Raw genomic sequence first — 24992 nt, 5'->3', positions numbered from 1 at the left:
GGGGGGCGCGGGGCGGCCCCTGGGCGGCGGGGGGGGGGGGGGGGGGGTCCCGGGGGGGGGGGGGGGGGGGGGGGCCCCCCCCCCCCGCCGGGGCGGGGCCCCCCCCCGCCCACGCAATATCAGCTTGCGGCGGGAACCGGGTCGCGGGTTGGTTCGGGCATCGCCTCGGGTGCGGGCGTCTGCTTCGGATCGGGCTCGGCTGTCACCGCGGAGGGAGCGGGGGTGGGGACGTAGGGGATCTCTCCGCGCAGGACGGCCTTGGCGCGGTCCTCGTCGAGCTCGCCCTCCCAGCGGGCGACGGCCAGGGTGGCGACGCCGTTGCCGACCAGGCTGGTCAGGGCGCGGGCTTCGGACATGAACCGGTCGACGCCGAAGATCAGCGCGAGGGCGGCGACCGGGACGTGCGGGATGGCGCTGAGGGTGGCGGCCAGGGCGATGAAGCCGGAGCCGGTGACGCCTGCGGCACCCTTGGAGGTGAGCAGCATGACGGCGAGCATGGTCAGCTGCTGGGTGAGGCTGAGGTCGATACCGAGGGCCTGGGCGAGGAAGACCGAGCCCATGGTCAGGTAGATGGCGGTGCCGTCGAGGTTGAAGGAGTACCCGGCGGGCAGCGTGATGCCGACGACCGGTTTCGAGGCGCCCGCGTGCTGGAGCTTGGCCATCATGCGCGGCAGGACGGGCTCGGTTGAGGAGGTGCCCAGGACGATCAGCAGTTCTTCCTTGATGTAGCGCAGGAAGGGCAGCAGCCGCAGTCCGTTCAGGCGCATCACGGTCCCGAGGACGACCAGGACGAAGAAGAGGGCGGTCAGCCAGAACGAGCCGACCAGCAGGGCGAGATGGCGCAGGGTGCCCAGGCCGTAGTTGCCGATGGTGAAGGCCATCGAGCCGAACGCGCCGATGGGCGCGAGCCGCATGATCCAGCGGATGAGCGTGAACAGGACCGTGGAGAACTTCTCGATGCCCCGGGCGATGCCCAGGCCCGCCTCTCCGCTGGCGTGCAGGCCGAAGCCGAACAGCACCGACACCAGCAGCACCGGCAGGATCTCGTTGCCGGTCAGGGCGCTGACCAGGGTGGCCGGGATGATGGCGAGGACGAACTCGGCGAAGCCCTCATGGGCCGTGGTCGCCTCCGGCGGCAGGCCCTTGGCGGACAGGGTCGAGACATCAACGTGCAGACCGCTGCCCGGCTTGACGACGTTGACGACGACCAGGCCGATCACCATGGCCACGGTGGTCAGCACCTCGAAGTAGACCAGAGCCTTCAGGCTCACGCGGCCGACCGCGCGGGCGTTGCCCATGGAGGCGATGCCGTGGACGACCGTGCAGAAGATGATCGGCGCGATGAACATCTTCACCAGCGCGATGAAGCCGTCGCCGAGCGGCTTCAGGTCAGCGCCGACGGATGGCCACAGCCAGCCCACGGCGGCGCCGAGGAGGACGGCGATCAGGCACTGGATGTAGAGGTGGGACAGCATCCGGCGGATGCGGCCCGGTGGTGCGGTGACGGTACCCGGGGCGGCGTCGTTGCGGCTCATGCGGGGCGTCCTTCCAGGACGGGAACGAGGAGTTCGGCTCGGGCGATACGCCGGGCGGCGCGGTGCAGGAGCACCGTGGGGGACGCGCCGTCCGGTGCGGGGACGGCTTGGGTGGCGATCACGCCGGCGGGGGTGCCCAGGCGCAGCGTGCCGTCGGCGGTCTGCCGGGCGACGCGGTGGGCGAGGGTGCCGGGGGTGGCGGCGGCCGCGGCCAGGGCCACGGCGGAGGTCAGGCCGATCGCCGGGTGCGGGGCGTGCATGGAGACCATGCGCACGGCCAGGTCGTACTCGTCCTGGTTGACGAGTATGCCCTGTGTGGTGCGATAGGGGGCAGGCCGGGCGACGATGCCCACCTTCGGCACCGCGTGGCTGACCGGATCGCCCTCGCGGGCCAGGCCCATGGCCAGCGCTGCCTGGCGGCGCAGCAGTGTCAGCGCGGGCACTGCGGTGGCGAACGCGGTGAGGGATTCCGTGCCGTCGAGGCCGAACGCCTTGGCCTCGAACAGCGCGGCCGGAGCGCCGGCGTCCACCAGGGATGCCTCGACGGGACCGTCCGGGCCGGTCAGCTCGTCCAGTGCCCGGCCGGTCGGCAGGGCGCGGCCGGTCGTCGAGCCCGCCGGGTCCTGAAACCCGAGCAGGACCGGCACGCCGGGCGCCGAGGTACCAGGGACCACGGCCGTGCCCTGCTCCGGGGCCATGCCCGCGGGGGTGGGGATGGTGCCGGTGAGGCGGGCCCCGGTGTTGACGTTGAGCATGCGGACGGTGGTGGTGTCCGACGTGATCGGCACGAGATCGTGGTGGACGGCGTACAGGGCCACGGCGGTGGCGCAGTTGCCGCAGTTGCTGGCCCACTCCACGCGCTCGTCGCCGATGCCGACCTGTGCGAAGGCGTACTCGACATCCACACCGGCATGGGTCGACGCCTGTACGACGGCGGCCTTGGAGGTGGTGGAGGAGGCGCCGCCCACGCCGTCGATCTGACGGGGGTCGGCGGCGTTGAAGGCGGCGAGCAGCAGGGCATCGACATCCACGCCCGTGGCGACCACGTCGCGGTGGTCGAAGATCCAGCACTTGCTGGTACCTCCGCGGATCATCTCGCCCTGCAGACGCAGCACAACTGTCTCCTCACAGACATGGAAGGGGAAGCCCACCGACGGTCTCGCCGTGCGTGGTGCCCTCCACGGTGGGTTACGGCAGCGTGAAGTACAATCTCGGAAATCTGCATGGGTATTAAGTTGAAGTAAATGCTGGAGGTGGCGAGATGCTCGATGTCCGGCGCATCCTGCTGTTCACCGAGGTCGCCCGGCGGGGTTCGGTCACGGCGACCGCACGAGCCCTCAACTACACGCCATCAGCGGTGTCGCAGCAGGTCAGCCGCCTGGAGGCGGAGGCCGGGCAACCGCTCCTCGAACGCCATGCGCGGGGCGTCACACTCACCGACGCGGGGCGCGCGCTGGCCGAGCGGGGAGAGCGGATCGAGCGTGAACTGACGGCCGCGGAGAACGAACTCGCCGACTTCGCGGGACTGCGAGCGGGCACGCTCCGCGTCGGAACCTTCCCCACCGTCGGCGCTTCCCTCCTCCCGCGGGCAGTGATCGCCTTTCGCCAGACACACCCCGACGTACGGCTGACGGTGCGCAGCGCCCGTATCGCGGGGCTGTGGGCAATGCTGGAGAACCGCGAGATCGAGATGTCCCTGATGTGGGACTACGACTGGAACCGCATCGACCGCGAGGACATCGTCGTCACCTCGCTCGTCGACGACCCTCCGGCACTCCTGGTCGGCAAGGACCACCCTCTCGCCGGCCGGTCTTCGGCCGCCCTCGCCGACTTCGCCGACGATGCGTGGATCACCCGTGCCGACCACCACCCGGTGGCCGAGGCTCTCACCCGAAGCTGCCGCGCGGTCGGCTTCGAGCCGCAGATCGCCTACGAGGCCCACGACTACCAGGAGGCCCAGGCCATGGTCGCCGCCGGCATCGGCGTCGCCCTCGCCCCCACCCTCGCCCTGGAAGGTATCCGAGGAGGCGTAAGCGTCCTGCCGCTCCTGCCCCCGGCCCCGGTGCGCCGCATCCTCCTGGTACGCATGAGCGACCACGCCCTGACCCCGGCCGCCGAGGCCTTCGCGGGGTTCCTGCGGGACAGCGCGGCGGTCGCCGGGGGGCGATGAAGCCCCGTCAGGATCCCCGACGACATGCGAGGAAGGTCGGGATACCGGGGTCCCCGACGGTGGGCCGACGGGCCGGAGCCGAACTCCTCACCCGAGGGCTGGGCGTCGTCTCCATAGCGGTGACCAACGTCCTCGCCCACAACGTCACCGTGATCGCCGACCGGCTCGGAACCCAGCCCACTCAGCCCTGCGCTACATCGAACCCTCCGTAGTCGCCGACCAGATCGCCAAAGCCAGCGCCGTGGACACCGACGCAGCCCACACCGTCCACGGCGTACGGTCGGTCCGCATCGACGACCGGACGGCCTTCATGCCCCGCTGGGTCTGCTCCCGCCCGCTCATGGCCTGGCCCAAACAGGCAAGTACGCCTCGAAGCAACGGTGATTCCCGCACCGATCAGTACGCCACAGACCTGGTCTTTGCTGTCGGCCTCGCGATCGGCGGCGCCAGCCATAGATGGTCTGCATCGCTGATGCCGAGGAGTTTCGCCACCTCGGCGACCTTCCGGCCGGACTCGACCAGATCGAGGACACGGCGGCGGAACTCGGGCGGATGGCTGCGGCGCATGACGGCCTCCGGAGACGGCTGGAACGGTCAATTCTCCAGCGACCCGACTCCATCAGACCCAGGGCAGACCACATTGTCCCTAGCCGGTGACGCGGTGGAAGGTCCATCGCTGGTTGGAGCTGCCGACGTCGTGGTACTGGATCAGTGCGGCGCCGTCGGCCGTGCTGCCCCCTTTGACGTCGAGCACCTTGCCGCTGTTGCGGTTGACCAGGACGAATTCGCCCCCGCTCTGCGGGCGCAGCTGCCACTGCTGGCTCGCCCGGCCGTCGGCGGTCGTCTGCACGACCGGCGCGCCGTCCGCCGTCGAGGACCCTGCCACGTCGAGCACCTTGCTGCTGCCGACGCAGGTGATGATGTGGTAGCCGTCCGCTGTGGACTGGAAGGCCCAGTGCTGGTTCGCTCTGCCGGTGTCGGGCCACTGCAGCACTGTGGCGCCGTCCTCCTTCGAGGCACCGGAGACGTCGGCGACCTTGCCGCTGCGCACACTGACGCACTTGTAGGCCCTGGTGGGAGCGATGGTGTACTGCACCGAGTCGACGTCGACGTAGCCGGTGTTGTTCGGGTTGTAGGTGTAGATGCCGACCCGGTCACCGCGGTAACCGCCCCAGGTGAGCTGGTAGGTGCCGCCGAACGAGGTGAACGTGTTCGCGTCGAGGCTGTAGGAGAACCGGCTGACTCCGCTGACGTCCCACGTGGTGCGCAGCCACACGGCGTTCTGGGTGATCGCCGGACCGTTGGTCAGGGTGCCGCCGACGTTGTGCGCGAGCGTGGTGGTGGTCCCCGAGCGCCGGACGCCCAGCCCGGCGTAGGTGGCCGCGTAGTGGCACAGCCCGGCGTGCTGACCGTCGGCGAGGCCGGCCAGTTCGAGGCGGACGGTCACCGTCGCGCCGCCTGCATTGCGCAGCACCCGTTGGGTGAGGGTGTTGCCCACCTTGGTCAGGTTGTCGGCTGCCAGCGGTGCGTACGCCTTGAGCCGGAGGTAGCCGGGGCGTTCGGTCAGCGACCAGTGGTCCGCGCGGGGCTGGTAGTACCACTCCCACTGCGGCTTGATGCGGGTGTCGGTGAACAGGTCGCTGGTCACCACGGAAGGCAGCGCGTCGACCGGCATACCGGGCGTGCCGCCGACGGGAACCTGACCCGTCCACACCATGCTGCCGATGCCGTCCGCGCCCACCTGGCCCAGGATCGGCCAGCGGTCCACCCAGGTCACCGGCAGCAGGGACAGCGGCCGTCCCTCCCAGTCGCCATGGCCGTGGTGGGTCACGAAGTACCAGGTGCCATTGGGAGCCTGGACCAACCCGCCCTGGTTGGGCTCGCGGTCCAACGAGGTGTTGACGTGCTCCAGCTGCCGAGTCTCGAACGGGCCGGTGAGGCTGGAGCCGCGGTTCATCATGAGCACCCGGCCCTCGGACTTCACCTCGCTGTACAGGTGGTAGTAGAGGCCGTTGATCTTGTACAGCTTGTTGGCCTCGCTGCCCGGGGACTGGTGGATGACCGTGGACGGGCCGACCAGTGACTTGCCGTCCTCGGACAGCTTGAACAGGTGGATCTTGTAGCTGTCCGCGTAGTGCGTGGTGACCAGGTAGCCCTGGCCGTCGTCGTCCCAGAACGGGCACGGGTCGTCCCAGCCGGAGGTCCGCCACACCGCCGTCAACGGCTCCCAGGGCCCGGCCGGCGACGGGGCCGACGACATGAAGAAGCCTTCGTCGGGCGTGTTGAAGTACACCCAGTACCGGCCCGCGTGGAAGCGGATGGCCCCGGCCCACACGCCACGGCCGAAGCGGTTCATCCGGTCCCAGTTGAGCAGCGGTCCGATCCGGGTGACATCGTCGACCACGCCGCCGATCGTCCGCCAGTTGACCAGGTCCTTCGAGTGCAGGACGGCCATGCCGGGCGAGTACCCGAACGTGCTGGTGATGCCGTAGTAGTCGGCGCCGACCCGGATGCAGTCCCAGTCGCTGAAGTCGCCCGGGAGGACGGGGTTGACGTAGGTGCCGTCGCCCTGATCGCCCCACGTACCGGCCGGTGGTGTGGCCGCCGCCGCCCCGCTCGATGGCAGCAGGCCCGGCAGCAGGAAGGCCCCGGTGCCGACTGCGGCGAGCCGGCCGAGCTGTCTTCTGGTGATGTCCACGATGTCCGTCCTTGGTTGAGAGCCATCACATCTGAAGGAGGTGCTTTCCGATGCGAGTACGCGGTGGCAGAGGTTCACGGGGACGGTGCCGGGCGGCGTTCCGCAGGCACCGTCCCTCAGGTCAGAGGGGGTCAGTCCACGTTCACCGCCTGCCACAGTTGGCTGTCGGCGTTCGTGTCCGTCGTCTGAACGAGCTGAGCGCCTGCTGCGGTCGAGGAGCCGGACACGGAGAGCAGCTTGCCGCTGTTCACATTCTTGATCTTGTAGTAGCCGTTCCCACTGGCGATCAGTGTCCAGTGCTGGCTCGCACCGTTGTTGTCGAGCTGCTGGATGATGGTCGCGCCATCCGTGGTGGACCCGCTGGTGACGTCCAGCAACTGACCGCTGTTCCGGTTGACGATCTCGTAGCTGCCGTCACCGACAGAGACCCACCGCCAGTGCTGGTTCTGCGCTCCGGTGTCGTTCCACTGGAGGACATTCGCCCCGGCGGAGGTCGATCCGCCCGAGACGTCGATCGTCTTGCCGCTGTTCTTGTTGAGGACCTTGTAGAACGCGTTCTTGGAGGGGAAGGGGATGGAGGCGAACGCGTCCAGCGCGCAGACCGTGTTGGAAGCCGACGCGTTCTTGGTTCCGGTGCACACGACCTTGATCGTGTGGGGTCCCGCGGCGAGATCCGTCTTCTCGAACAGCGGCACCTGCTTCGTCACCGTCGAGGAATAGGCGTCGATGCCCGACTGCGCCAGGGCGCCGTCGATGTAGACGTCGACCTTCCCCAGGTTCGGCTGCTTCATGCTGAGATACCGAACGCCCGAGCCGGTGAACGCGTACTGGACGTAGTCGCCCGCCCTGTTCGTGAACCTCTCGGATCCCTTGAAGTCCTGCGAGTCGTTCCAGTTCGACCAGCCGGAGGAGTAGGTGAGAGTGGAGTCCTTGTCGTCGACGTAGGCCCAACGCTGCCGTACGAGCGACTTCGAGGCGGGGGATGCGTTCCCCTGGGCGTCCACGACGTAGAGGCGGTAGTCGCCGACCGTCGGTGGGACGTTGATGGTCGTCGCGGTTCCGGCCGCCTTCGTCATGGTGGGGCCGACGGCGAACGTCGTCGTACCGGAGGGGGCCAGCCAGACCGTCCTGGTCGCGTCACCGATGGCGCGGACGGGGATGGACGACACGCCCTTGCCGGTGAAGGTGCTCGCGGGCAGGGCGTAGTCCTGCAGGCCCAGGTTGCTCTCGGGGACGAGGTCCTTGTAGGCGTCCTCCAGACCGGACTTCACGGCGATGTCGTACGCCTGTGACGGCCACACGTTGTCCGAGTACGCGCGCACGTCCTGGATAGTGCTGTTGGGGACGCTCTTGCTGGCGATCTTGTTCACTGTGCCGTAGGTGTTGGTGATGCTCAGGTCGTGCTGCCGGCCCCAGGTGCCGGAGTTGATGGCGAAGTACACGCCCGGGTCGACGTCGAGCACGTTGTCGTGCTCGTTGATGAAGGCGGAGCCTTCGTCGGGGTGCAGGCCGTACTTGTGGCCGGCCGGAACGCCCTGGATGTAGTTGTTGCTGATTTCGGTTCCAGGCTGGCTGCCCAGCGTGTAGATGGGCGCTGAGTCGCCTAGCACCTGCATTGTGTCGACGATCTGGTTGTGGCTGATGGTGTTGTTCCTTGCCGTGGTGGTCGGCACGCCGGGGCGGATCGAGTTCGTCGATCCGTCGAAGTTCCACCATCCCCAGCCGAGGGTGATGCCCGCCCACGGGGACTTCTCGATCCGGTTGTGCTGCACGGACAGGGAATCGACGAAGTACGCCGATACAGGGCTAGACCCCTGGAACAGGACCGCGCTGTCGTAGAGGTAGTTGTCTGTGACGGTGATGTTCTTGCAGACGCCCTCGACGTTCACCGGGTACTTCTCGTGGTTGGTCGAGGTGTAGTCCCCGATGTACACGTGCTGGGGATGTCCCACGGTGATGGCGGATCCGGCGATGTCATTGGTGTAGTTGCCGGTCAACTGTGAGTCCGTCACGTCGTTGGCCAGGGTGATCCCGTCGGCGCCGGTGTGCTGCACCGTATTGCGCTGCAGGACGATCCCGTCCGCGTTCTCGATCTGGATGATCCCCGGCGGCAGGTCGACGTTGCGGTAGGTGTACGCGTGGAAGTTCTTCCTCGAGTACACGGTCGAGCTGGCGTTGCCCTGCTGGCCTTGCCGGAAGACGGAACCCGCGACGTCGACCAGATTCCAGTCCGAGTGCTCGACGGTGAGCCCGGAGAAGGTGATGTTTCGCGCGTGGTTGGTCGTGGACGTGCCGGCGATCTTGAGGAGGGTGGACACGTTGTTCGGCGCGAAGACCTTCGCCGTGGTCATGTCCTCGGAGCCGGCCTTGTAGTAGTACAGCGTGTGATTCGTCTTGTCGAAGTAGAACTCGCCCGGCCGGTCCAGGAACTCGTACGCGTTCATGAAGGTGTGGCTGCCGCCGGGGTTGAACTTGCCGTACGGCGACCCCTGGGCGATGGCCGCACCCGGCTGCTGGAACAGGGCCACGCGATTGGCGCCGTCCGAGCTCGTGGTGATCTGACGGACGCCCACGATCGCCGTGTTCCAGGTCGACGCCGACGCGATCTCGACATCGTCCTGGTTGGACGCGACGGCGGGCAGATCGGAGAGGCTGTACTTGGCCCCGTCGCACTGCGAACCCGACTCCCAGGCCCAGGGAGCCTGGCCGGCCGTGACGGTGTAGGTCCCGTAGCATCCGGCCGAGTTGATCGTCTTCGAGGCCATCTGGGCGCGCTTGCCGTTGACGTAGAGGGCGCGGAGCTTGTGGTCGCGGTTGAGCGTGGCCTTCCATATGTTCCCGCTGTGCTGTCTCCAGCCGGTCACCTGAACGCCTCCGTTCAGCACCGGCTTCTCGTTCTGGTAGGCGGCGTACACGACATGGTGGCCGTTCGTTCCGGAGTCGGCTGAGGTGAAGTCGATGGTGCTGGTCACCGGGTAGTTGCCGCCGCGGAGATAGACGTTGATGTCTCCGGTCATGTTGCGATTGACCGTGCGCACGACGTCCCGGGCGTGCTGCAGGGTCTTGAACGGTGCGGTGATCGTCCCGGCGTTGGCGTCGTCGCCGTTGGGGGCGACGTAGTACGTCGCCTGGGTCGCGGCCGAGGCCGGGGTCGGCGTCGTGAGGGATGTCAGCAGCGCTGCGGAGCAAGCCATCGCAAGCACTGCTGACACCTGGCGGATGATGGAGGTGACGGGTTTGTAACGGACTGCGAGTGTCATCGCGAGGTCAGGGTCCTTTCGGTGCGGACGCCGATCGTCAGCAGCAGGTGGTGTAGCGGACGGTGGTGATGGTGTGCTCGGCGAAGGCGCCGGCCTGGACGATCACCGTGCGCTCGGCCTCGGGTGAGAGGTTGACGAGTTCGACGGTGGTCGCCTCGGGGTCGATGGAGGTGACCCGTGCGGCCACGTTCGGCGGCAGGCCGGCACGGCGGGCCTCGGCGTCTTGGTAGCGCAGCCGGGCCTGAGCGAGCACGGCCTCCCCGCGCCCGTGTAGGGCTGCCGTGCTCGCTGCTGGAGACGCGCGGAGAGGCTGGCTGCTGTCAGCTCCAGGGAGATGCGGTGAGCCAACTGGTGTCCTGGGCCCACGACTTCGTGGAGTCCCAGGCGTTGGAGCCGCCGTTGCTGGCGATGTAGGCCGTGTAGTTGTAGTGGCGGATGTACTTCGTCGGGTAGTTGACGGACTGGAAGGAGGTGCCGACGCCGCTGTTGCCCGTGGTGGGGCAGAAGGTGGCGTCCTGCGCGAAGGCGCTGGAGCCGCTGTCGAAGTTCAGGTTGAGCTGGTAGTTGAAGTGGCGCAGGAACTGGCCGGGCTTGTTGGCGGACTCGAAGGACAGGCAGGACGTGTTGGCCAGGCCCGCGCGGACGATCCAGGTGGCGTCGGCCTTGTCGGTGGCCAAGCTGGTGGAGTTGATGCTGGAGATGACGATCTTGGTGTCGGCGTCGTTGTGGCGCAGGTAGTGCGAGGTGCAGCAGGGCGAGGTGGTGGCCTTCAGGGAGATCCGGGAGCCGGGGGTCAGTGAGCCTGTGCTGGTCGAGCCGCCGTCGTAGTTGGCGGCGGTGATGTTGGCCTGTACGGCGTTCTCGGTGGCGTCCGAGGGGTAGCCCTGGGTCATGACGCCTTCGTAGAAGGTGCCCTGGGCCCACTTGCTGTTGTCACCGCCGATGCCGAGGATGATCGCGCCTTCCTTGTGCATCGGGTTGTAGCCGGAGACGGTGGGGCGTATTCCGTTGTAGAAGGTGGACAGGCCGCCCGACTGGGCGTCGCCGCCGCGGAGGGCCCATTGGTTCGCGCCGCCCTTGAGCATGGCGGTCAGGAACCGGTGGTCGACGCTCGGGTCATTGGCGTTGAATCCGCGGTTGACCCCGGAGAACAGGCCGTTCTCCAGGTCGGCCATGACCCAGGGGCCGTTGTCGCTGCCCCAGCCCCAGCCCTTGTTGTTGCCGAAGTAGAGGGCCTCCATGTGGCCGTTGCCGGTGTCCAGGCTGTTGGTCTCGGCGTTGCCGTAGTCGAAGCAGCAGCCGCCGTTGAAGTGCTTGCCGTTGAAGATCGCGTACATGCCCTCGGGCTGGTCGCCGGTGGCGATGCCGTTGGTGTTGTTGTTCCGGTAGCCGGTGCCGGGGGCGATGTAGACGCCGTACGCCTTGTGTCCGCCGACAGTGACCGGCGCCTCGAAGGCGTTGGCCAGGTTGTCCGGCCCGCCGGCGGCTCCGCCCCCGGGTGCCTGGGTGAGGTTGTTGCCCTTGGGGGACTGGTCGTAGATGACGGTGATGACGCAGCTGGTGTTCGCGCAGAAGGAGTCCTGCTGGGCGGCGTCGGCGACACCGCCGGCGCTCAGCAGGCCGATGTCCTTGGTCGCGTTGTCGGAGGCACGCTTGACCCGGTACAGCGGGCCGTTGTACGTCGCATACAGGGCGCGGGTGGTGCTGTGTGCGGCAACGCAGGGAGTGCCGCCTGCGGCGTAGATGTCGCATGGCTGCTGGGTGGCGGCTTGCGAGGTGGTGGTCGTGGCGGTGAGCAGGCCGGCGGCGAGTGCGACGGTGGCACCGGCCGCGAGCAGCGCGCGTCTGACGCTGCGTATCCACGGTGGTTTGATCATGAAATGCTCCTTCACGAGGTGGGTTGTGCGGTGAGGCGTCGACGAACCCCGGTGTTCGACTTTTCGGACGCCGTCCGACTCTGCGAACATAGTGGGGTGCGTCGACACTTTCGTTGTTCGTCAGCTCCAGGGGGCGCCGGCGAGCCAGCTGGTGTCCTGGGTCCACGACGACGTGGTGTCCCAGGCGTTGGTACCGCCGTTGCTTGCCACGTAGCCGGTGAATCGGTAGTGGCGGATGTACTTGGCCGGATAGTTGAAGGACTGCAGGGAGTAACCGGTGCCGCTGTTGCTCGGCTTGGGGCAGAAGGTGGCATCGGCGGCGAACTGGCTGGAGCCGTCGTCGGGCTGCAGGTGAAGCTGGAAGGCGTAGTGCCTGAGGTACTTGCCGGAAGCGTTGGCCGACTCGAAGGAGACGCAGTTGCTGTTGGCCAGGCCGGCGCGGACGATCCAGGTGGCGTCGCCCTTGTCGGTGGCCGGGCTGCTGGAGGTCACCGGCGCGATCACGACCTTGTCGTCGCTGGGGTCGTGCTGCAGGTAGTCGCCGGTACAGCAGGAGGTGGTTGCCTGCAACGAGACCTTCGCGCCCGGGGTGAAGGGGGTGGTGGTGCTGGTGCTGTATCCGGCTGACGCGATGTTGGCCTGGACGGCGGCGTCGGTGGCGTCGGAGGGGTAGCCCTTGACCATGGCGCCCTCGTAGAAGGTGCCTGCGCTCGCGTTGCGGTTGGTCTGGCAGCAGTCGCCACCGCTGCCGAGGATGACGGCCCCCTGCTTGTGCATCGGGTTCCATCCGCCGGGCAGTGCGCCGCTGTAGAGCTGGGTCAGGCTCCCGGACTGGGCGTTCGCGCCCTTGAGCGCCATCTGCGTGGTGCCGTTGTTCTTCAGCATCGCGGTGACGAAGCGGCTGGTCTGCGAGACCTGGTTGGGGTTCCACGTCTTGCTGCCGCCGGAGAACAGGCCGTTCTCCAGGTCCGCCTGCACCCACGGCCCGGTTCCGCTGCAACTGCCGAACCAGCATTCCGTGCCGAAGTTGATCGCGTCCATGGCGCCGTTGCCGTCGGCCTTGTGGTCGATCTCCGTGTTGCCGTAGTCGAAGCAGCAGCCGTTGTTGACGTGGGTGCCGCTGGTGACCATGTACTCGCCCTCGGGTGAGCTGCCGGTCGGCACGCCCCCGGCGGAGTTGTAGGCGAAGTAGCTGTTGCCGGGCTTGATGTAGAGCGCGTACGCCTTCTGGCCACCCACGCTGATCGCTTCGGTGGTCGCGGTGGCCGCCGTGTCGGCGCCGCCGGTCCCGCCGGGTCCCTGGTAGACCAGGTTGTTGCCGCCGCCGGTCTGGTCGTAGACGCGGGTGATGGTGCAGGTGGTGCCCCCGCAGAACGAGTCCTGCGTTGCGGCGTCGGCGACACCTCCGGCCGACAGCAGTCCGATGTCATGCAACGTACTGTCCGATGCCCGTTGCACCTGGTAGAGCGGGCCGTTGTAGGAGGCGAACAGCGCGCGGGTGGTGCTGTGCGCCGCGACGCACGGCGTGCCGCCCGCCGCGTAGATGTCGCAGGGCCCTTGGGCAGCGGCCTGCGAGGCGCCGCTGAAGGCGATGAGACCGGTACAGGCGAGCGCCACCGCGGCCAGGCAGACAACCACTTCGCGGCGCAGTTTTCGGAAAATGAGCAGTTCAGGCACCATGAACTCCCTTGTTCATCGTTACGGGACAGCAAGCCGCGCCCCCAACCGGGTTCGTCGTGGGGCTGGGGGCGGGCTGAGGGGTGCTGACGGTGGGCGGACGCGTCCGGGCGAGCGGATTCGCCGACGCGTCGGGGCACCCTGTCACTGGATCGTCCAAGCCTGGTTGGACTGGGTCAGCGGCATCCACTGACTGATGGCGGCTCCGTCGGCCGTCGATCCGCCACCGACCTCCAGGACCTGCCTGCTCTCGAAGTTGCGGATGACGTACCCACCGCCGGTCGGCTCGAAGTACCACAGCTGGTTGTTGCCGCCGTTGTAGGTGTACTGCTGCAGCGCGGTCCCCGTCCGGTGACTGGAGGCGTTGACGTCGAGGGCCTTGCCGCTGTTCCTGTTCACGATCTTGTAGAGCTGACCGCTGACCGGAACGATGTTCCACTGCTGGTTGGCGCCACCGTTGCTCGGCCACTGGATGACGCTCCCGCCGTCGGCGGTGGAGTTCTGGTACACGTCCATCAACTTCCCGCTGTTGACGTTCTTGATCGTGTAGTTCGTCGACGGGTTGATGTTCGGCGTACCGGTCGCGTCCTCCAGCGCACCGCCGGCCTGCTGCACACTGAAGTCGGCGATGAAGAAGTACGCGCCGTCGGTCTTGGCGACCCGCACATAGCGAAACTTCTGGCGGACGTCGATGTTGCCCGTGAGCGTCGAGGCGAGCGGCAGGGTGCTCGTCTGGCGTCCGACGACGGTGTAGGTGCCGAAGGACGGGTCGTTGGAGGCCCGGATCTCGAAGTTGCCGCGCGTCTCGGGCTGGTCCAGGTCCTGGCGGGCCGTCAGCGAGAACTGTCCGAGCTGGTAGGCCTGTCCCAGGTCGACCTGCCACCAGGCCGAGGTGTCGCTCCCGGTCGGCGACCAGCCGGTGGCACTGTTGTTGTCGTTGGCCTTGGCCGCGTCCCAGGCGGAGCCGTTCACCGAGGAGGCGGACGCCGGCTTGTTGTAGGCGAGGTTGAGCTTTGCCGCCAGGCCCTGGTAGGCCGACTCAAGACCGGAGGCCTTGATCACGGAGTCTCCGGACGTCGTGTTGTTGGTGAGCGTGACGTTGGAGCCGTTGACGTTCTGGTTGATGAATCCGTCGGTGTGGGACAGCACGTTGTTCGACAGGGTCATGTTGTTCGACCCCTCGTCCATGTACAGCCCGGACACGGCCGAGCCGCACGCGGACGGCACCCGTATCACGTCGTGCACGTAGTTGCCGTTGATGACGGTGCCGGGGTCGTTGGAGAGGTGGTAGACGCCGGCGGAGTCGCAGAGCCGGTTCATCACGTTGCCGATGCGGTTGTAGCTGATGCTGTTGTTGCCTTCGGCGTTGGCCGCCGACTGCCAGCCCCAGCCGAGCGAGATACCGGCCCACGGGGTGTCGGAGATGTCGTTGTGGTCGATGGTGGTGCTGTTGACGAAGCCCGCATTGATGCCCGCGGTGCCGAGGTAGTCCTCACCGATCCGGGTGATCAGGTTGTCCTTGACGGTGACGTTCTTGACCACCTCCCGGGCGTCCTCACCGGCCGGTGAGGTGGGCGGGTTGTAGACGGTGTGGTACTCCACGGTCGGGTCGGAGAACTTGCCGACCATGATTCCGTTGCCCGCGATGTCGTGGATGACGTTGCCGGTCACGGTGCTGTCGTGCACGCCGTGGTGCAGGTCCAGGGCGGTGGAGCCCATCTGCGTGAAGGCGTTGCCGGTGAAGGAGACGCGGTCGGCGTACGAGGCCTGGACCCCGGCCGGCGGACGGCCGACGTACTGCTTGTTGGAGGTGTCGGCCGACAGGTTGTAGTTGCCGCCCTGGCCGTTGAGGTAGCCGTTGTTCGTCGCCTCCATCCAGGTGGTCCGGGTGAAGGTGATCCCGGAGAAGCGCAGGTCATGGGCGGGGCTGTCGAGGTTGGTGCCCTTGATGTCGAAAAGCGTCTGCACCGTGGGCGCCTGCACGGTGGCCGTGGACATGTCCTCGCCTGGGCGGGGCTTGTAGTAGACGGTCTGCGTGGCCGTGTCGACGTAGAACTCGCCCGGTTCGTTGAGGAATTCGTGGGCGTTCTCGAAGTGCAGGGGAGAGCCGTTGGAGAGAACCGGGAAGGGGCGGGGGAACAGGATGCCCGCCTCGTGGTCCTGGATCGACACGTCGGCAGTGCCGCCCGCGGAGCTGACCGACTTCAGCCGCAGGTAGCTCTCGCCCCACTGCGTCTCCAGCATCATTTCCACCTGGCTCAGGTGGTCCCAGTTGGACACCTGCGAACTGAGCACCTTCAGCAGCTTGTTGGTCTTGTCGCTGCCCTGCAGCTGGAAGTCCGAGCCGAGGTCGGGGTAGCGGGCCCGGGTGGCGCGGACCCCGTTGACGTACAGCTGCCGGAAGTTGAGGCTGCCCACGGACGCCTTGTACTCGCCGTTCGCGGCCGCGGTCCAGCCGGTGATCGACTTTCCGCCGGTGACCACGGGCGTCTCGCCGTTGTACGCCTGGTAGACGACCGTGTGGCCGTTGGTGCCCGAGTCACCGGTGCCGAAGGTGATGGGGCTGGTGAGGGGGTAGGTGCCTCCGCGCAGGTTCACGACGATGTCGTCGGACATGTTCGCGTTCACAGCTCGCACCGCAGCCTTGGCGGCCTGGATGGTCCGGAACGCTGTGGCAGGGCTGGTTCCTGAATTGCTGTCACTACCGCTGACTGGGTCGACGTAGAAGTTCGTCGTGGCCGCGTAGGCGGGTTGAGCGGGCAGTACGGCCGCGAAGACGACGGCCGCCGCTGCGAGCGCCTTGACCGTCCCCGCGCCGATGCGTAGGGGTCTCATCCGTGGTGTCCCTCCTCCAACCCCCCCTGGCTTCCTATGAGTTGCATTTATCGGTGCAGGATGCCGACGCAGTCAAGGTGATAGGCATATCTATTTTTTCACTGGCGCAACACGGATGACATATAGAGCGTCGGGGACGGCGTTGCGCGCACCACCCTCCGCGAAGAATCACACCAGTTGAAAGCGCTGTTGATCACGGCGATCGACCGACTGCGGCCAGCCCAGCCAATGACCACCCTCCCAAAATGAGTAGTACTCATTTAGTGGACCCTGTCACCGTCGACCTCTCACGCCCTCTCACGTCATGGGACGGTGAACGCCCTTGCGGGGGCTGCAGTGTGGGTTGGCCGCGTGGGGCGAGGCTTCGCGCCCTGAACATCTGCTGAAACATGGCATGTTTCAGCAGATTGAATAGCCGCTAAAGCTAACAAAATGGCCTCTTCTGCCCGTCGCCTGTCTACTTTCATCCACTTACCTGTTGACACGGAGCAGTTACGTCATCGAACTTCATGCGTAACGTCCGGCACTCGGAGTCCAGAGGCAGGGTCGCGGCCTGAAGCCCTTCGGGCCGTGGGCCCCGACGTATCAGAGCCGCCCAACACCCGGGAGTACACCCATGTCGTCAGGAAGACTGTCCCGTCGTACCCTGCTGGGCTCCGCGGGTGCCGCTGTGGCCGCGAGCGCGTTGTCCGTGGCTCCCGGCTTCTCCCGCCTGCTCCCTCAGGCGGCCGCTGCGGACCTGCAGACCAATCTCAGCAACCTGGTGAACATGCGGTTCGGCATGTTCAACCACTTCAACATGGGGACGTTCACCAACCAGGAGTGGGCCGCCCCGAACCAGAACCCGGCTCTGTTCGCGCCGACGGCAGTCGACTGCGCCCAGTGGGCGGCGGCCGCGGCGGCGGCGAAGATGAGCTACGGGGTCCTGACCACCAAGCACCACGACGGCTTCTGCCTGTGGCCCAGCGCCTACAACACCTACAACGTCTCCAACAGTTCCTACAAGCATGACGTTGTCGCGCAGTACGTGACCGCCTTCCGGTCCCAGGGCCTGAAGGTCGGCCTGTACTTCTCCATCTGGGACCGCACCTACAACGTGCAGGCCTACGACACCCGCCACAAAGTCGCCTCCGACCAGGCCATCCAGCCAGGTGACATCACCTACATCCTCAACCAGATCACCGAACTGCTCACCAACTACGGCACCATCGACATGTTCGTCACCGACGGCTACGCCTGGCAGATGGGCCAGCAGTCCGTCCCCTACCAGCGCATCAGAGAACATGTGAAGTCCCTGCAGCCCGACATCGTGATGATCGACCACGGCGGGCTGTCGGTGCCCTACCTCGGCGACGCGATCTACTTCGAGGAGCCCCTCGGCATCAGCTCACCGGCAGGCAACACCTACGCCTCGCTGCAGGGCCAGACGATCAGCAACGGGTGGTTCTGGCATCCGACGACGCCCACGTCCGATCCGATGAGCAAGGCGGCGATCCTGTCGCATCTGGCGGATCTGGAGCCCAAGTACACCTCGTTCATCCTCAACTGCCCGCCCAACCGCAATGGTGTGCTGGATACCAACATCGTCAACCGGCTTTCCGAGGTCGGCGCCGCCTGGAGCGGCCCCGACACCTCCCGGCCGCCCCTGCCCGCCCAGATGCTCCGCGCCGAACACCCGGTCACCCCCGTGGCCGCCTACGCCACCGATTACCACACCGGCGAAGGCCCCATGAATGCCATCGACGGCCTCAGCGACAAGAACTTCGAGACCTGCTGGTCCACTTGGAGCCTCACGCTGCCCCAGAGCATCACCATCGACCTCGGCGGCGTGTGGAGCAACATCTCCACCCTGGAGTACCTGCCCAAGCAGTGGAACCGCAGCAACACCACCGACGGTGACATCACCGCCTGCACCATCTCGACCAGCACCGACGGCACCACCTTCACCCAGGCCGCCACCGCCCGCTGGGCCGGTGACCGCACCACCAAAGTCGTCGAATGGCCGGCCCGCAACGCCGCCTTCGTCCGCATCCAGGTCACCGCCGGCACCGGCGGCTACGCCAACATCGGCAACCTGCGCGTCGGCGGCCGCACCGCGGCACCCGCCCTGGTCTCCGCCCTCTTCCCCGGCGACGGCACCGTGTACCGCCTCGTCACCCGCCACAGCGGCAAGGTCGCCGATGTCTCGGGGGCCAAGACCGCGAACAACACCGCCATCCTGCAGTGGCCCTGGCAGAACCACGCCAACCAGAAGTGGACCATCGTCCCGGCCGACAGCGGCTACTACAAGATCCGCAACGTCAACAGCGGCACGCTCATGGAAATCGGCGGACTCTCCCGCGTGGACGGCGGAACCGCCGACATCTGGAGCGACGCCGGCGCGCCACAGCAGCAGTGGGCCATCACCCCCACCGGCGACGGCTACTACCTCCTCACCAACCGGCTCAGCGGCCTCTCCCTCAACGTCGACAGCGGCTCCACCGCCGACGGAGCCGCCATCAACCAGTGGACCTACACCGCCATCCCCCAGCAGCAGTGGCAGATCACCCCCTCCTGACAGAGGATCGAAAGAAACGTGCATCCGGCGCGCACAGGCGCCGGATGCACGCGCTTCTCGGGCGACCGCTGCGCGAACGGCACTGGAGGCTCACGGAGGTGCGGGCCGACGGCGGCTACGTCGGGCAGCTGGTCGACTTCGCCCACCGCGTCCTTGGGATGGCGTTGACGGTGGTCAAGCGCACCGACGACATCTGGGGGTTCATCGTGCTGCCCAAGAGGTGGTTGGTGGAGCGCAGTGGAACCAGTACAGGCCCGGTGATCCCAAGGGCAACTTGGCCGCGTGCTGGCACTCCTCCGGCTTCAACGCGTGTAACACCGCGTCCTGCTGGAACAGCCAGAGCGCCCCGGTCATCGCGGAGTAGCCCGCTGGTCACCGGCGAGATCGGGCAGGGCGACTGCGGCGACGGCCGCATCAACCCGCTGTTGAGCTGGCTGGGCGGTCAGAGGTCCGGGCGGTGACTACGGCGATGGGCGGTCCCGCGAGAGGGCAGTCCCCACAGCGTGACTTGCTGTCTTGGGACTGCCCTCTTCCGATCGGGTATCTGCCTGCGCGGGCGGGGGTGGCGGGTTACGGGAGCGCGGTCCACTTCTGGTTGTTCTGGCCGCTGCAGGTCCACAGGATGGCTGAGGTCCCGTTCGCGGTTCCTGCCTGCTGGGCGTCCAGGCACAGCCCGGCGTGGACGTTGCGGATCGACCCGTCGGCTTGCGTGGTCCACTTCTGGTTGTCCTGGCCGTTGCAGGGCCAGATGATGACCGGCGTACCGTTGGTGGTGCCCTGGTTGGAGGCGTCCAGGCACTTGTCGCCGTAGACGCGGATCTCGCCTCCGGCCCACGTGGTCCACAGCTGGTTGGCGGCGGTGTGGCAGTCCCAGATCAGCGTCGTCGTCCCGGCCGTGGTGGAGGCGCGATCCACGTCCAGGCAGCGGCCGGACCCGGTACCGCGCAGGCGTGCGGTGGTGGAGGCCAGCGGACTGCCGCCGGTCATCTTGAACACGGCGACACCGTGCGCCGGGACGCTTGCCGAGATCTGGCCGGAGGTGCTCGACGTGCCGCCGGTCCACAGGTCGGTGAGGGTGAACGGCCCTCCGGTGAGGCCGACCTGTGCGGCCGTGGCGGTGACGGTCGCGGTGCCGCTCCCGCGGTTGAACAGGCCCACGGCGACCGAGCCGTCGGACAGGGGCTTGGCGAACACCTCGGTGTCACCGTCGTCGCGCACCCTGCGCCCGCCCGCGCCGAGCGAGTCCTGGTTGACCGCCAACAGGCGGGGGTTGCGCAGGATCGCGCTCACGTCGCTGGACATGGTGCGGATGTCGTTGCCTGCGATGAGGGGGGCCGAGAGCAGCGACCACAGGGCGAAGTGGGAGCGGGACTCGTTCAGTGACAGACCGGGACGGCCGACTACGAGCATGTCGGGGTCGTTCCAGTGTCCCGGACCCGACTGAGCGGCCAGCGGCGCGTCGATGTCGAGGACGTTTCCCACGCCCATCGGGTAGCTGTTGGTGTTGCCGTTCTGCCAGATGTCGAGCAGATCCTCGGTCGTCCGCCACAGGTCGGCGACCTCGCCCCAGTTGTAGGTGGCGCCGGTGATGGCGTGGAAGCTGTTGGGGTTGATGCTGTAGACGATCGGCCGCCCGGTGGCGCGCAGGGCGTCGCGCATGAGGGTGAACTGCGCGACCTGCTGGTCCAGGGTGCCGCTGGAGGAACACCAGTCGTACTTGAGGTAGTCCACGCCCCATGAGGCGAACGTGGCGGCGTCCTGGGCCTCGTGGCCCTTGCTGCCGGTGGAGCCGGGGTAGGTGCCCACGCCCTGCGCGCACGTGCGCTCGTTGGGCGCCTCGTAGATGCCGAACTTCAGCCCCTTGCTGTGGATGTAGTCCCCGAGCGCCTTCATCCCACTGGGGAACTTGGCCGGGTCGGCCCGCAGGTTGCCCGCGCTGTCACGCTGCGGGTCGAACCAGCAGTCGTCGACGACGACGTATCGGTAGCCCGCGTCCTTCATGCCCGAGGACACCATCGCGTCGGCGGCCTGGCGGACCTGCGTCTCGTCGACACCGCATCCGAAGCTGTTCCAGCTGTTCCAGCCCAGCGGCGGGGTGAGCGCGGGGCTGCCCGGTGCGGCCTCGGCGGTCGCGCCGGCGGAGGCGGTGACGCAGGCGGAGAGCGTCAGCGCGGTGGCTGTGAGGAGACGCAGCAGTCGTCTGTGCATGGGAACCATGCAGGATTCCTTCCTGGGAGACAGCGCGGAAGCCGCTTGTGACCGTCCCTGACAGGCACGGTCACAAGCTTCTGGTCAGGCGGGCGCGGGTCAGCGCTGCAGGGTGAGCAGGCCCGGCCGGTACGGCAGCCTCTCGTAGGGGGTGGTGCTCGGTGTGTTGGGGTCCAGGCCCTGGTAGAGGAACTGCAGGTTGCAGGGGTCGATGGTCATGGTCTGGTCGGGGTTGTTGCGGACCAGGTCACCGTGGCTGATGCTGTTGGTCCAGGTGGCGCCGCTGTTGGCCTTGCCCGCGAAGGGGTTGCTCTCGGTGGCGGCCTGTGCGGTCCACGGACCGTTCAGGCTGGAGGCCATGAACGAACGGAAGAAGCGGTCCTCATTCGCACCGCGAGCCTCGACGATCATGAGGTACTGGTTCTGGCCCTGGACCTTGTAGACCTGCGGCGCCTCGAACAGGTTCTTCACCGTGTCGGTCATGACCGTGGTGTACGAGGAGCCGAAGCTGCCCGGGAAGTTCCCGATCGGGATGGTCGACTTGAAGATGCTGCCGTTGTCATTGGCGAAGAACAGGTACATGTTCTGGTCGTCGGCGATCAGGGTCGGGTCGATCGGGCCGCCGCTGGGGAGGCTGCCGGTGAACAGCGCCTGCGGCGCGGACCAGCCGTTGGGGTTGGTGGGGTCGCTGGACGTGCGGTAGGTGAAGGGCCAGGCGGTACCCCACCCCAGAGAGGCCATCACCCAGATGTTCTTGGGCGCGAAGTAGAACACCTGGGGCGCCACAGCGGACGAGTTCATCGCGGTCTGCCCGGCCGACGCCATGTCCGACCAGTTCGTGAAGGGGCTGAAGCCCATCGAGTGCCAGTTGCCGTCGGAATAGGTCGCGTAGACCAGGTGCTTGCCGTTGTACGTCGTGGTGGTGAAGTCCTTCAGCGAGAGCCACCCGTTGGCCGGCTGCGCCAGCGGACCGGTCGAGGTCCACCGGTACGTCGACGGAAGAGCACACGAGTTGGTCGTCCCCGACAGGCCGGTCCACTTCTGGTTGCCGGCGCCGGTGCAGTTCCAGAGCTGCACCGCCGTGCCGTTGGCCGTTCCGGCACCCGACACGTCCAGGCACAGCCCGGACTCCACGCCGGTGATCGTGCCGTCGGTGTTCACCCGCCACTGCTGGTTCGCGCCGCCGTTGCAGGACCAGATCTCCACCTTGGTCCCGGCCGTGGTGGCGTGGCCCGGGACGTCCAGGCACTTGTTGCCGTACACGGTCAGCCGGCTGCTGTCGGTGAGCGTCCACTGCTGGTTGGACCCGCCCGTGCAGTCCCAGATCTGCACGTTCGTGCCGTCGCTCTGGCTGGCGCCCGGCACATCGAGACACCGACCGGAAGCGGCACCCTTCAAGGCGCCGGTGGTGGCCGCCTGGGCCGGACTGGCGACGAGCAGCGCCGCCAACGAGACCAGGGCCGCAACCGCGGTGGCGAGCACCGCTGACGGGCGTCTGCGGCTGAAACTGAGTCGGTGCATGGGGGACCTCATCATCCTTGAGTAGTGTTCGTAATGCCGAACGATGGTCGAAATGTCGGGCGGGCTGGAGGGTGGAGAGCGGCCAAGTTCCGCAACCGGCCTAGTTCGGCAAGATGCGCCACCGGTTGTCGGCGGTGCCGTCGTCCGCGTCCTGGACCGCGAACGCGCCGACCGCGGTGGAGTTGTCCGCGATGGCGAGCAGCTTGCCGCTGTTCACGTTGCGGATCTTGTAGGTCCCGTCGCCCTGGTCGAGCAGCGTCCACTTGTGGTCGGCGGTGCCGTTGTCCGACCACTGCAGGGCGGTCGCTCCGTCTGCCGTGGACATGTTCAAGACGCCAAGCACCTTGCCGCTGTGGGCATTGCGGAAGCGGACCGCGTTTCCGTCGGTGATCATTTGCCAGTTGTGGTCGGCGGTGCCGTTGTCCGACCACTGCAGAGCGCGGCCACCGTCGGCCGTGGACATGTTCTGGATGCCCAGCAGGAGACCGCTGCCCACATTGGCGAGACGGACGGTGGCGCTGGTGTTCCAGTAGACGGTGTAGTTGAAGCCGTGTGCGTCGTGGAACGGGCCCAGGTTGACGGTGGAGCCGTTGGCGGTGGCGGTGAAGGCGAGCGAACTGCTGCTGGTCCGTGTGATCGAGGACGTGTTCAGCGTAGGAAGGGCGCTGAGCGCGGTGTCGCCGTAGTTGCCGGACAGGACCACCGGGCCGTAGGTGATCGTGGCGACGTTCGCGTTGTCGTTGGCTGCTCGCATGACGACCCGCATGGGCAGGCGGACGGTGACCGCGTCGCCGGAGGTCCACGAGCGGCTCAGGGTGGCGTAACTGCCGGGCGTGGTGGTGATGTTCTGCGCGACGCCGTTGACACTGATGGTGGCCCCGGTGGTCCAGCCCGGGATGCGGATGCGCATCGCCCACGTTCCGCTGACGCTGCCGGTGACCTGCAGGGTCGTGGTGTCGCTGACGGGGTACGACGTGGTCTGGGTGACCGTGATTCCCCGCTCCGACCAGTTGAGCACCGAGGGCACGAACAGGTTCACGATCAGGGTGTTGTCACTGCGGAAGTAGACGGAGTCCATCAGCCTGGTGTGCATCTCCAGGCCCGTGCCCTGGCAGCACCAGAAGGTGCCGTAGTCGGTGCTCCAGGTGCCGCCGCCCCACGCCGGGCCCACACCGCGCCGGCCTCCCGGGTTGAGCGAAGTGAAGTAGGTGACGTGGCCGTGGTCGTCGGCCGGGTTCTGCTGGCCGATCATCTGGTTCAGCCAGGCCCGCTCGTAGTAGTCGAACAGTGCGACCCGGTCCGGGTCCAGCGTGAACAGTTCCCGGGTGAGGGTGAGCATGTTGATGGTGTTGCAGCTTTCGCACGTGTCCTTGTTCAGATAGCCGGAGATGGCATTCGGCGCGCGGAAGTGCTCCGCCTGACTGTTCCCGCCGATGGCATAGGTGTGCGCATTGACGCAGAACTTCCAGGCATTGGAGGCGATGTCGCGGTAGCGGGTCGTGCCAGTGGCCTTGTATTCCCGGGCGGCCCCGATCCACTTGGGTACCTGGGTGTTGGCGTGCAGTCCGCTGAGCTGGTCCTCGTTGGACGCCAGGGGGTCGAACACCGCGGCGTGGTCGAAGCGCTGAGCGACGGTGAGCCACCGTGCGTCGCCTGTCTGCTGGTAGAGATCGGTCAGCACGGTGTTCATGCCGCCGAACTCCGTTCCCAGCATGGCCTGCATCTGCTGGCTGCTCAGTCGGCCGGTGCGCCAATCGACCCATCCCGCCAGGGCGAGCAGCACGTCCCGGGCCTGTGTGCTGCCGATGTGGCGCCATACGTCCAGGAGGCCGGCGAGGGTCTTGTGGATGGTGTAGTACGGCACGTTGCCGTTGGTCAGGGTCCGCTGCTCAAGAGCGGTGAAGTCGGACTCGGGGTAGCCGGAGAGGTACCCGGCGTTGAAACCGGCGGCGCTGTTGTTGGCCTGGCATTTGGCCAACTCCGCAACCATGTGGGTTGCCTTGTCCCGGCAGGTGGTGTCCCCGGTCACGGCGTACAGCTGCGCCCATGCCGTTAGGAAGTGCCCTTGGACGTGGGTGCGGAAGGGAAACGTCGGCGCGTCCCAACCGCCGGTGGCAGCCGCACCGTTGGTGGACAGCAGGTGGTTGGCGCGGAAGTTGTACAGCAGCCGGTCGACGTCGACGAACCGCAGGTAGTTCCACGTACGGTTCTGGTTGTCCAGCCACCGGCTCGCGGTGAGCCGGACCCGGCCGAGTTCGAAGGGGTGCGCGGAGACTCCGATGTCGGCCCGTGCGGGAGGTATCGCCGCCTGGGCGGGAGATGCGCCGATGAAGGATCCGGTGGCAGAAGCGGCGGCGGTGGCCCCCGCCACTTGCAGGAGGCGCCGTCTGCTGACGGAGGAAGACATCTTGCACCTTTCCGTGACGGGAGAGCGATGCTTGGTCGTTCAGAGCTGTGGTGGGAGGTCGGAGCTGTGGTGGGAGACCAGGGCCTGTGACCAGGGGGCGTACTTCCGGTGACGGTGAGTGCGACGTACGCGACGCACCCCGGACCGGGCGCGGTCGGCGGGCGGCTGACGCGGCGCCACGGCTTGCGGGCGACGATGTCTGCTGCGGGAGCCGGGTGGATGGAGCGCGTCCGCCGCTGCGAACGGC

Annotated in this window: 14 protein-coding genes and 1 pseudogene; 3 read left to right on the top strand and 12 right to left on the bottom strand. The window is 67.3% G+C overall.

Going from position 1 to position 24992, the window contains the following annotated elements:
- Positions 1 to 119: 119 nt before the first annotated feature.
- The gene (dctA, locus tag ACFY10_RS46245) at positions 120 to 1535 is read right to left on the bottom strand and encodes a C4-dicarboxylate transporter DctA (protein ID WP_390671396.1); all 1416 of its coding nucleotides are present in this window, start codon (positions 1533 to 1535) and stop codon (positions 120 to 122) included.
- A complete protein-coding gene (locus ACFY10_RS46240) occupies positions 1532 to 2650 on the bottom strand; it encodes a PrpF domain-containing protein (protein ID WP_390671395.1) in 1119 nt (372 codons plus the stop codon). Before ACFY10_RS46240 ends, dctA begins: the two co-directional genes overlap by 4 nt.
- A gap of 146 nt (positions 2651 to 2796) precedes the next feature.
- Between ACFY10_RS46240 and ACFY10_RS46235 the strand changes: the two genes are divergently transcribed.
- A complete protein-coding gene (locus ACFY10_RS46235) occupies positions 2797 to 3705 on the top strand; it encodes a LysR family transcriptional regulator (protein ID WP_275768464.1) in 909 nt (302 codons plus the stop codon).
- 59 nt (positions 3706 to 3764) lie between these two features.
- Positions 3765 to 3917, top strand: a complete 153-nt coding sequence (locus tag ACFY10_RS46230) for a hypothetical protein (RefSeq protein ID WP_390671394.1) — start codon at positions 3765 to 3767, stop codon at positions 3915 to 3917.
- 184 nt (positions 3918 to 4101) lie between these two features.
- On the opposite strand, the gene ACFY10_RS46225 is transcribed toward ACFY10_RS46230, so the two are convergent.
- The 7 genes and pseudogenes from ACFY10_RS46225 to ACFY10_RS46195 form a co-directional block, all read right to left on the bottom strand.
- On the bottom strand, positions 4102 to 4272 hold the full coding sequence (locus ACFY10_RS46225) for a transposase (protein WP_390671393.1): 171 nt from the start codon (positions 4270 to 4272) through the stop codon (positions 4102 to 4104).
- A 79-nt stretch (positions 4273 to 4351) separates the two neighbouring features.
- Positions 4352 to 6403, bottom strand: a complete 2052-nt coding sequence (locus tag ACFY10_RS46220) for a family 43 glycosylhydrolase (protein WP_390671392.1) — start codon at positions 6401 to 6403, stop codon at positions 4352 to 4354.
- 131 nt (positions 6404 to 6534) lie between these two features.
- Complete coding sequence (locus tag ACFY10_RS46215; RefSeq protein WP_390671391.1) at positions 6535 to 9615, bottom strand: RICIN domain-containing protein; 3081 nt, start codon at positions 9613 to 9615, stop codon at positions 6535 to 6537.
- A 91-nt stretch (positions 9616 to 9706) separates the two neighbouring features.
- Positions 9707 to 9913: pseudogene (locus ACFY10_RS46210) on the bottom strand (hypothetical protein); the annotation flags it as partial.
- 70 nt (positions 9914 to 9983) lie between these two features.
- Entirely contained in the window at positions 9984 to 11540 is a 1557-nt protein-coding gene (locus ACFY10_RS46205; RefSeq protein ID WP_390671390.1) for an alpha-L-arabinofuranosidase B, read from the bottom strand.
- A gap of 120 nt (positions 11541 to 11660) precedes the next feature.
- On the bottom strand, positions 11661 to 13220 hold the full coding sequence (locus ACFY10_RS46200; protein ID WP_390671389.1) for an alpha-L-arabinofuranosidase B: 1560 nt from the start codon (positions 13218 to 13220) through the stop codon (positions 11661 to 11663).
- 141 nt (positions 13221 to 13361) lie between these two features.
- Positions 13362 to 16052, bottom strand: coding sequence for an RICIN domain-containing protein (locus ACFY10_RS46195; RefSeq protein WP_390671388.1), 2691 nt, complete (start codon positions 16050 to 16052; stop codon positions 13362 to 13364).
- Between the two features lie 616 nt (positions 16053 to 16668).
- Here ACFY10_RS46195 and ACFY10_RS46190 point away from each other — a divergent pair.
- A complete protein-coding gene (locus ACFY10_RS46190) occupies positions 16669 to 18609 on the top strand; it encodes an RICIN domain-containing protein (RefSeq protein ID WP_390671387.1) in 1941 nt (646 codons plus the stop codon).
- 570 nt (positions 18610 to 19179) lie between these two features.
- On the opposite strand, the gene ACFY10_RS46185 is transcribed toward ACFY10_RS46190, so the two are convergent.
- From ACFY10_RS46185 to ACFY10_RS46175, 3 genes are all read right to left on the bottom strand, one after another.
- Positions 19180 to 20826 carry a glycoside hydrolase family 27 protein gene (locus tag ACFY10_RS46185; protein WP_390671386.1) on the bottom strand — a complete coding sequence of 549 codons (1647 nt, stop codon included), beginning with the start codon at positions 20824 to 20826 and terminating at the stop codon, positions 19180 to 19182.
- 90 nt (positions 20827 to 20916) lie between these two features.
- On the bottom strand, positions 20917 to 22338 hold the full coding sequence (locus tag ACFY10_RS46180) for a non-reducing end alpha-L-arabinofuranosidase family hydrolase (protein ID WP_390671385.1): 1422 nt from the start codon (positions 22336 to 22338) through the stop codon (positions 20917 to 20919).
- A 100-nt stretch (positions 22339 to 22438) separates the two neighbouring features.
- On the bottom strand, positions 22439 to 24745 hold the full coding sequence (locus ACFY10_RS46175) for a beta-L-arabinofuranosidase domain-containing protein (protein ID WP_390671384.1): 2307 nt from the start codon (positions 24743 to 24745) through the stop codon (positions 22439 to 22441).
- Positions 24746 to 24992 lie beyond the last annotated feature (247 nt).

Source organism: Streptomyces sp. NPDC001401, from assembly GCF_042895385.1.
GTDB lineage: Bacteria > Actinomycetota > Actinomycetes > Streptomycetales > Streptomycetaceae > Streptomyces.
This window is presented reverse-complemented; position numbering and strand designations above follow the sequence as displayed.

Bases quoted from the DNA above. Each gene is read 5' to 3' on its own strand.
- ACFY10_RS46185 (WP_390671386.1), bottom strand. From the start codon at position 20,826: ATGGTTCCCATGCACAGACGACTGCTGCGTCTCCTCACAGCCACCGCG.
- ACFY10_RS46225 (WP_390671393.1), bottom strand. From the start codon at position 4,272: ATGCGCCGCAGCCATCCGCCCGAGTTCCGCCGCCGTGTCCTCGATCTG.
- ACFY10_RS46205 (WP_390671390.1), bottom strand. From the start codon at position 11,540: ATGATCAAACCACCGTGGATACGCAGCGTCAGACGCGCGCTGCTCGCG.
- ACFY10_RS46200 (WP_390671389.1), bottom strand. From the start codon at position 13,220: ATGGTGCCTGAACTGCTCATTTTCCGAAAACTGCGCCGCGAAGTGGTT.
- ACFY10_RS46175 (WP_390671384.1), bottom strand. From the start codon at position 24,745: ATGTCTTCCTCCGTCAGCAGACGGCGCCTCCTGCAAGTGGCGGGGGCC.
- ACFY10_RS46190 (WP_390671387.1), top strand. From the start codon at position 16,669: ATGTCGTCAGGAAGACTGTCCCGTCGTACCCTGCTGGGCTCCGCGGGT.
- ACFY10_RS46180 (WP_390671385.1), bottom strand. From the start codon at position 22,338: ATGCACCGACTCAGTTTCAGCCGCAGACGCCCGTCAGCGGTGCTCGCC.
- dctA (WP_390671396.1), bottom strand. From the start codon at position 1,535: ATGAGCCGCAACGACGCCGCCCCGGGTACCGTCACCGCACCACCGGGC.
- ACFY10_RS46235 (WP_275768464.1), top strand. From the start codon at position 2,797: ATGCTCGATGTCCGGCGCATCCTGCTGTTCACCGAGGTCGCCCGGCGG.
- ACFY10_RS46195 (WP_390671388.1), bottom strand. From the start codon at position 16,052: ATGAGACCCCTACGCATCGGCGCGGGGACGGTCAAGGCGCTCGCAGCG.